This is a genomic window from Roseitalea sp., assembly GCF_984466335.1.
Genome location: NZ_CFIFWG010000155.1, coordinates 1 through 7,553, shown reverse-complemented (window position 1 = coordinate 7,553; position 7,553 = coordinate 1). Strand labels below are relative to the sequence as shown.

The following is a 7,553-nucleotide window of genomic DNA, read 5'->3' as shown; positions in this document are numbered from 1 at the left end:
ACAGGGCGTTCACCACGCCGATCGCCTGCGCATAGGAATTGGGCCTGTTGCCCGGTTTGACGTTTTCGGCGACGTAATCGTCCCACTTGGCGCGCTCGGCCTGCGCGGCTTCCGTCCAGCCCGCCGGCGCCCTGTAGCCGTCGAGCGCCTGGCCGAGTGCTTCAAGGCCCAGTTTCGCGTCGCCCACGACCGGCAGCGACATGTGCTTGCCCGCATCGTGCCGCGCCGCGTTGAGCGAGACGAAGCGCGCCTCCTCGGCGAAGGCCGTCCAGGAGCCGGTGGTGAAGTCCTGAAGGCGCGAGCCGACCGACACGACGACATCGGCCCGCTCGGCGACCCGGTTGGCGCTGTCCGAACCGGTCACGCCCACCGGGCCGATGTTGAGCGGATGCGTCGCGACGAGGTTCGCCCGGCCGGCGATCGTCTCGATGACCGGAATGGCGTGCGCCTCGGCGAAGGCGGTCAGTTCCGCGACGGCGCGGGAATATTGCACGCCGCCGCCGGCGATGATCACCGGGCGCTCGGCCTGTTTCAGGCAGGCGGCGGCATCGGCGATTTCGCCGGCGTCCGGCGCAACGCGGCGGATGCGGTGGGTGCGCTCCTCGAAGAAGGTGAGCGGATAGTCCCAGGTCCAGCCCTGCACGTCCTGCGGCAGGCCGAAGAAGGCCGGGCCGCAATCGGCCGGATCGAGCATCGTCGCGAGCGCCGCCGGCAGCGACTGGACGATCTGCGCGGGGTGGGTGATCCGGTCCCAATAGCGCGCGACGGCCCTGAAGGCGTCGTTCAGGCCCAGCGCCGGATCGCCGAAATGCTCCAATTGCTGCAACACCGGGTCGGGCAGGCGCGTCAGGAACGTGTCGCCGCACAGCATCAGCATCGGCAGGCGGTTGGCGTGCGCCAGCGCCGAGGCGGTCAGAAGGTTCGCCGTGCCCGGGCCAGCGGACGCCGTGCAGAACATGAAGCGCCGGCGCAGCCAGTATTTGGCGTAGGCCGCCGCGGCGAAGCCCATCGACTGCTCGTTCTGGCCGCGATGGAGCGCAAGGACGTGGCGATGGTCGTGCAGCGCCTCGCCCAGGCACGTGACGTTGCCATGGCCGAAAATGCCGAACCCGCCGCCGCACAGGCGCACGCGCCGGCCGTCGATCTCGATGAACTGCGCCGCCAGATGGCGGATGATCGCCTGCGCGGTCGTCAGCCGGATCGTGTCGCTGGTGCCGGTCACGCCTTCCTCCCGAACAAATTCGCGGTCGCGGTGATTTTGATTGTTGACCGTGTGGCCGCCGGGAAGATACTCATTTTGCAACCGGTTGCAAATACTAATCCGGCGGGAGGGCGTGATGGAGATCGGAATCGGAATCGTCGGCGGCGGCTATATGGGCAAGGCGCATGCCGTGGCCATGGCCGCTGTCGGCGCCGTGTTCGATACCGCCCTCAGGCCGCGCCTTGAAATGGTGTGCGGATCAACGCCGGCCTCCGGCGAGCGCCATCGCGCGGCCTACGGGTTCAATCGGGCGGCCGCGGACTGGCAGACGCTGGTCGACGATCCGGCTGTGGAGGCGGTGGTGATCGCTTCGCCCCAGGCCACCCATCGCGCCATTGCCGAAGCGGCGTTCGCGCGGTGCAAGCCGGTCCTGTGCGAAAAGCCGATGGGCGCGACGGCCGACGATGCGCGCGCCATGACCCAAGCGGCCGAAGCGAGCGGCCGCGCCAACATGATCGGCTTCAACTATGCGCGCACGCCCGCGACCCAATATGCGCGCCGGCTGATCGCCGAAGGGCGGATCGGCGACGTCACCTGGTTTCGCGGCGAGCACACGGAAGACTTCTATGCCGACCCTGCCGCGGCGGCCTCGTGGCGCACGGACGGCCGTGCCAACGGCACGATGGGCGATCTGGCGCCGCACATGATCAATTGCGCGCGGGCGTTGATCGGGCCGATCAACGCGGTCATGGCGCGGATCGAGACCGTCCATGAGGATCGCAACGGCGTCCCCGTCACCAATGACGATCAGGCGCAGGTCATGTGCCGGTTCGCGCGCGGCGCGACGGGTCATCTGTTCTTCAGCCGCATCGCGACGGGCCGCAAGATGGGCTACGCCTATGAGGTGCACGGCACGAAGGGCGCGCTCCGGTTCGATCAGGAGGATCAGAATGCCCTCTGGCTCTATCTGGCGGACGGGCCGCAGGCCGAGCGCGGTTTCCGCAAGATTTTGACCGGGCCGGCCCATCCCGACTATCTGCCCTTCTGCCAGGGGCCGGGCCACGGCACCGGCTATCAGGACCAGATCATCATCGAGGCACGTGATTTCCTGGGCGCGATCGAAACGGGCGAAGCCGTCTGGCCGACCTTTCGCGAGGGGCTTGAGGTGCATCGCGTCATCGCCGCCGCTTGGGCCTCGCACGAGGCCGGCGCGTGGCGTGGGATCGAGGCGTTTTGAGAGTTGGACAAAGGCTGATGACCATCAAAATCGGCAATGCGCCCTGTTCCTGGGGCGTCGAGTTCGCGGACGATCCGCGCAATCCGCACTGGCGCACCGTGCTGCGCGAGAACGCCGAGGCGGGCTATGCCGGCATCGAGCTGGGCCCCGTCGGCTTCATGCCCGAGGACCCGCCGCAGGTCGCCGACGCGCTGGCCGAGCACGGGCTTGAACTGATCGGCGGGGTCGTGTTCCGCCCCTTTCACGATCCGGCGCAATGGGACGATGTTCTGGACGGCTCGGTGCGCACCTGCAAGGCGCTGGCCGCCCATGGCGCCCAACATCTGGCGCTGATCGATTCGATCTCGCCGCGTCGGGCGCCGACCGCCGGCCGGCCCGACGCCGCCGAGCGGATGGACGGGGCCGAATGGGCCGCGTTCCGCGACCGGATCGCCCATGTGGCGCGCATGGGCGCCGAGGAATACGGCCTGACGGTCGGCATCCATGCCCATGCCGCCGGCTTCATGGATTTCGAGCCGGAACTGGAGCGCCTTCTGGACGAGGTGGACGAGGCGATCCTGAAGATCTGCTTCGACACCGGCCACCACTCCTATGCCGGGTTCGATCCGGTGGCCTTCATGAAGCGCCATGCCGGCCGCATCGGCTATATGCATTTCAAGGACATCGACCCGGCGGTGAAGGCCGACGCGATCGAAAAGGGCACGGGGTTCTACGAGGCGTGCGGGCAGGGCATCTTCTGCAACCTGGGCGAGGGGGACGTGGATTTCCCCGCCGTGCGGCAGGTCCTGCTGAACGCGGGCTTCAAAGGCTGGTGCACGGTGGAGCAGGATTGCGATCCGACGCGCCCCGGCACCGATCCCATGCGCGATGCGAAAGCCAATCGCGCCTATCTTTCCGCCATCGGCTTTTGAGAGGGCATCATGGGCAAACTCGATTGGGGGCTCGTCGGCGGCGGCGAGGGCAGCCAGATCGGTCCGGCGCATCGCCTGGGCGCGCAGGCGGACGGCCATTTTCGCTTCGTCGCCGGCGCGCTCGACCATGATCCGGACAAGGGCCGCGCCTTCGCCCGGTCGCTGGGCGTTCCGGCCGACCGCGCCTATGGCGACTGGCGGCAGATGCTCGCCGGTGAAAGCGCCCGCGACGACCGGATCGATCTGGTCACCGTGGCGACGCCCAACGCGACCCATTTCGAGATCACCAGGGCGTTCCTTGAAGCGGGCTTCAATGTCCTGTGCGAGAAGCCGATGACCATGACCGTGGAGGAGGGCGAGGAAATCGTGCGCCTCGCCGCGGCGTCCGGCAGGGTCTGCGCGGTCAATTATTGCTATTCGGCCTATCCGATGGCGCGGCAGATGCGGTCCATGGTGGCGGACGGCGATCTCGGCGCGGTCCGCCTCGTCGTCGCCAGCTTCAGCCATGGCCATCATGCGGACGCGCGCGACCAGGACAATCCGCGCGTGCGCTGGCGCTACGATCCGGCCCGGGCCGGCGTTTCGGGCCAGATGGCCGATTGCGGCATCCATGCGCTGCATCTGGCGAGCTTCGTCGTCGGCGACGAGGTGGAAACGCTGTCGGCGGATTTCGCCTCCTGCGTGCCCGGTCGCGTGCTCGAAGACGATGCGATGGTCAATTTCCGCACCGAGGGGGGCATTGTGGGCCGGCTTTGGACATCGACCGTGGCCATCGGCCGCCAGCACGGGCTGACGCTGGAAGTCTATGGCGAAAAGGGCGGGCTGCGCTGGGCGCAGGAGCAGCCCAACCAACTGTTTTGGCAAAGGCTCGGCGGGCGCACGCAGATCCTGGAAAAGGGTGACGCAAGCCTGGCCGGGGACGCCAGCCGGCTCAGCCGCGTCGTCATCGGCTCGCCGGAGGGCTTTCCGATGGCCGTCGCCAACATCTATGTCGATCTGGCCGAGGCGATTGCGGCCCGCAAGGAAGGCAGGGCGCCCGATCCGGCCGCAATGCACTATCCCAAGGCCGTGGACGGCCTGCGCTCCATGGCGGCCGTGCGTGCGGCGGTCGCCTCGTCCGGCGCCGGCGGGCGGTGGGTGGAGGCGCGGCCGGCTGCGCTGCTGCCATAGGCGGGCACGGCATTGCCCGAGCCGTGGTTCAGGCGGCAGTCAGGCCGGCGCGTTCCAGGGCGGTGGCCGGCCAGTCGGTGATCTGGCCAGGGTCGGTGATGATGATTTCCGGCCGGCCGGTGTCCTCGTCGGGAAACATTTTGGTCGGCCCCGTCACATAGGCGTAGGAGCGGCGCGGTTCGGCCTCGCCGCCCGCCCGGTAGCGGTTGAGGATCAGGTTCATGATGTCCTCGCCGCCGCCGGTATTGCCGTTGGGTATGAACAGTTGGTAGGGCTGCCGGGCGCTGCCGGTGTTGAACAGGACATGGTCGCCCGAGGTCGGCGAGAAGTCGCGCAGCTCCATGAAGACCGTGGTCTCCTGCCTGGCCCTGGCGATTTCGACCAGGCGCGGATAGTCGAGCCGCGTGTTGAACAGATTGACCTGCGGCGACCGGCGCTTGATCTCGCGATACCCCTCGATGATGCGCGCCCGCAGATCCCACCAGGTGCACAGGGCCGCATAGTTGCGCATCACCGACCCGTTGTGGGCGATCTGGTCCCAGATGCCGCGCATGGCCGACTGCGCCTCGCGTTCGGCGGCGCTGTAGCGCGCATGCAGGGTGGCGAACTGCGCGTAGCCATATTTCTGGAAATAGGGCGAATGGCCCTCGCGGATCATCGTTTCCTGGAAATCGGTTCCGTCTTCCAGTTCGAGATAGCACAGAACACGGCCGAAATTGCCGCGGTAGCGGGCCAGGGCTTCCTGTCGCGGCTCGTTGCCCGGAAGGATGATCTTCACCGTGTCGCCTTGCCCGATCAGCTCCTTGGCGCGTTCGGACGCGGTGCGGCCGAGCGGCGTGGCTGGCTTGCTGCCGGCGCGCACCTCCTCGGTGTCGAGGGCCAGGATGCGCAAGCTTTCGCTCGCATCGTCGTCGGCGTCGAGAAAGACCCGCACGGTGTCTCCATCGACGACCCGGTCGACTTTGGCCGTAAAGGACGTTCCGGGCATGGTGATCTCCTCTTTTTACATGACCTCTTCCAGCGTGATCATACCATATTGCGCCTTATTGTTACACGTGATTGACGGCTTGCCGTTCTCGTCTTGGCGTGTTGGGGCGCCTATTGTGCCGGCCGCAGCGTGCCGCGCGTGATCACCTTGCAGGGAAAAAGCCGTGCCTCGGGATGGCGGTCGGGCCGTTCGAGCATGGAAACGATCAGCTCTATGGACGAGCCGATGATTTCACGGACCGGCTGGTGAATGGTCGTCAGGTCGATGTTCTGCCAACGGGACATTTCCATGTCGTTGAGGCCGATCAGGCCGATATCGCCGGGCACGCCGAGCCCGGCCGACCGGATGGCCGACATGGCGCCGATCGACAGCACGTCGTCGCCGCAGAAATAGGCGTCTGCCGGCCCCGCCTCGATCAGCCGCGCCATCTGGGCGCGCCCGGCATCGAACGAATAGGCGGCGGCGAAGCTGTGCGAGACCGAGGCGCCGCGATGGTTTGCCATCTCCTGCACGAACCCGGCAAGACGGTCCTGTGTCGAGGTGGCCGCTTCCGGGCCGCCCAGAAAGGCGACGCGCCGGTACCCGCACGTGACCAGCGTGCGTGCCGCCATGCGGCCGCATTCGACATTGTCGATCCCGACCACATGCACCGGGGACGCGCCGGCATGCCGGCCGAACGAGTGGACGACCGGCATGCCGGCATCCTTGAAGGCGCGGGCGAAACTCGGCGGCAGGGTCGAGGATGCGACGATCACGCCGTCGACCGAATATTGGCGCAGCATGCGCACCGAATTGGCCGGGTCGGTCTGGTCGGTCAGGTTGACCAGCAGGGGCCGCAGGCCGCGTTCCTGCAGGCCGCGGGTGAACAGGTCGAACACCTCCAGGAAGATCGGGTTGTGGAAATTGTTGGAGACCAGACCGATCAGCTTGGTGCGGCCGGTCGTCAGACCGGAGGCGAGCGCGTTGGGGCTGTAGCCCAGCTCGCGCGCGGCCCTTTCCACCTTGCGCCTGGTCTTGTCGGAAACCGAGGCGCCCTCGGTGAAGGTCCGCGAGACCGCCGACCGGGACACGCCGGCCCGCAGCGCGACATCTTTCATCGTCACAATCATGGCGCTTCGAGCCTCATGGGGCGGGTTTGCGTGCCGGTCAAGGGCGGCGAACAGTCTATTGCACCGAAGTGATTTTGCAACCGGTTGCAAAAAAGCTTTGGCTGTGGTTTCCTCCTGACGAACGCGAGCCAGGAGGCCGGTCCGCCGGCGCTCGGCGAAGTGCTCACGTTCATCAGGGAGGAAATGATGAAGACGATCACGAAGTATCTGGCCTTGGCGGCCGCGCTCGTCGCGACGCCGTTCACGGCGGCGACGGCGTCTGCCGAGGGCGAAAAGTACGTCCTTGTGAGCCACGCGCCCGACAGCGACAGCTGGTGGAACACGATCAAGAACGGCATCGCGCTCGCCGGCGAGCAGATGGGCGTCGAGGTCGAGTATCGCAATCCGCCGACCGGCGATCTCGCCGACATGGCGCGCATCATCGAGCAGGCCGCCGCGGCCGGCCCGAACGGCATCATCACCACGCTGGCCGATTTCGACGTCCTGTCGGGGCCCGTGCGCGATGCGGTCGATGCGGGCATCGACGTGATCATCATCAATTCGGGCACGCCCGAGCAGGCGCGCGAGGTGGGCGCGCTGATGTATGTCGGCCAGCCCGAATATGATGCCGGCAATGCCGCCGGCCTCAGGGCAAGGGCCGACGGCGTCGGCTCGTTCCTTTGCGTCAACCACTATATTTCCTCGCCGGCCTCGACCGAGCGCTGCCAGGGCTTCGCCGACGGGCTGGGCGTCGAGCTTGGCGACCAGATGATCGATTCGGGGCAGGACCCCGCCGAGATCAAGAACCGCGTTCTGGCCTATCTGAACGCCAATCCCGACACCGATGCGGTCCTGACGCTGGGGCCGACCTCGGCCGACCCGACGATCCTGGCGCTCGAAGAGAACGGCATGGCCGGCGCCATCTATTTCGGCACGTTCGATCTGGGCGACAATATCG

Annotated in this window: 7 protein-coding genes; 4 read left to right on the top strand and 3 right to left on the bottom strand. The window is 67.2% G+C overall.

Features of this window, described 5'->3' with window-relative positions; all coding sequences use genetic code 11:
* On the bottom strand, positions 1-1,222 hold a 1,222-nt coding region (locus AC5E6L_RS12735; RefSeq protein WP_491773745.1), incomplete at its 3' end, for a thiamine pyrophosphate-binding protein.
* A gap of 115 nt (positions 1,223-1,337) precedes the next feature.
* On the opposite strand from AC5E6L_RS12735, the gene AC5E6L_RS12730 reads away from it, so the two are divergent.
* From AC5E6L_RS12730 to AC5E6L_RS12720, 3 genes are read left to right on the top strand one after another with little or no spacing between them, the layout of a single operon-like run.
* Positions 1,338-2,438, top strand: coding sequence for a Gfo/Idh/MocA family protein (locus AC5E6L_RS12730; protein WP_491229102.1), 1,101 nt, complete (start codon positions 1,338-1,340; stop codon positions 2,436-2,438).
* Between the two features lie 17 nt (positions 2,439-2,455).
* On the top strand, positions 2,456-3,349 hold the full coding sequence (locus AC5E6L_RS12725; RefSeq protein WP_491229101.1) for a sugar phosphate isomerase/epimerase family protein: 894 nt from the start codon (positions 2,456-2,458) through the stop codon (positions 3,347-3,349).
* Positions 3,350-3,358: 9 nt separating this feature from the next.
* Complete coding sequence (locus tag AC5E6L_RS12720) at positions 3,359-4,519, top strand: Gfo/Idh/MocA family protein (RefSeq protein WP_491773743.1); 1,161 nt, start codon at positions 3,359-3,361, stop codon at positions 4,517-4,519.
* A 28-nt stretch (positions 4,520-4,547) separates the two neighbouring features.
* On the opposite strand, the gene AC5E6L_RS12715 is transcribed toward AC5E6L_RS12720, so the two are convergent.
* Positions 4,548-5,507: a thermonuclease family protein gene (locus AC5E6L_RS12715; RefSeq protein ID WP_491229100.1), complete on the bottom strand. Its 960-nt coding sequence runs from the start codon at positions 5,505-5,507 to the stop codon at positions 4,548-4,550.
* Positions 5,508-5,617: 110 nt separating this feature from the next.
* The gene (locus AC5E6L_RS12710) at positions 5,618-6,604 is read right to left on the bottom strand and encodes a LacI family DNA-binding transcriptional regulator (protein ID WP_491229099.1); all 987 of its coding nucleotides are present in this window, start codon (positions 6,602-6,604) and stop codon (positions 5,618-5,620) included.
* A 195-nt stretch (positions 6,605-6,799) separates the two neighbouring features.
* Between AC5E6L_RS12710 and AC5E6L_RS12705 the strand changes: the two genes are divergently transcribed.
* A partial coding sequence (locus AC5E6L_RS12705) for a substrate-binding domain-containing protein (RefSeq protein WP_491773740.1) occupies positions 6,800-7,553 on the top strand: 754 nt, incomplete at its 3' end.

What these genes read in the sequence shown, in the direction of transcription:
- AC5E6L_RS12720 (WP_491773743.1), top strand. Translation starts at nt 3,359, where the DNA reads ATGGGCAAACTCGATTGGGGGCTCGTCGGCGGCGGCGAGGGCAGCCAG.
- AC5E6L_RS12715 (WP_491229100.1), bottom strand. Translation starts at nt 5,507, where the DNA reads ATGCCCGGAACGTCCTTTACGGCCAAAGTCGACCGGGTCGTCGATGGA.
- AC5E6L_RS12710 (WP_491229099.1), bottom strand. Translation starts at nt 6,604, where the DNA reads ATGAAAGATGTCGCGCTGCGGGCCGGCGTGTCCCGGTCGGCGGTCTCG.
- AC5E6L_RS12725 (WP_491229101.1), top strand. Translation starts at nt 2,456, where the DNA reads ATGACCATCAAAATCGGCAATGCGCCCTGTTCCTGGGGCGTCGAGTTC.
- AC5E6L_RS12730 (WP_491229102.1), top strand. Translation starts at nt 1,338, where the DNA reads ATGGAGATCGGAATCGGAATCGTCGGCGGCGGCTATATGGGCAAGGCG.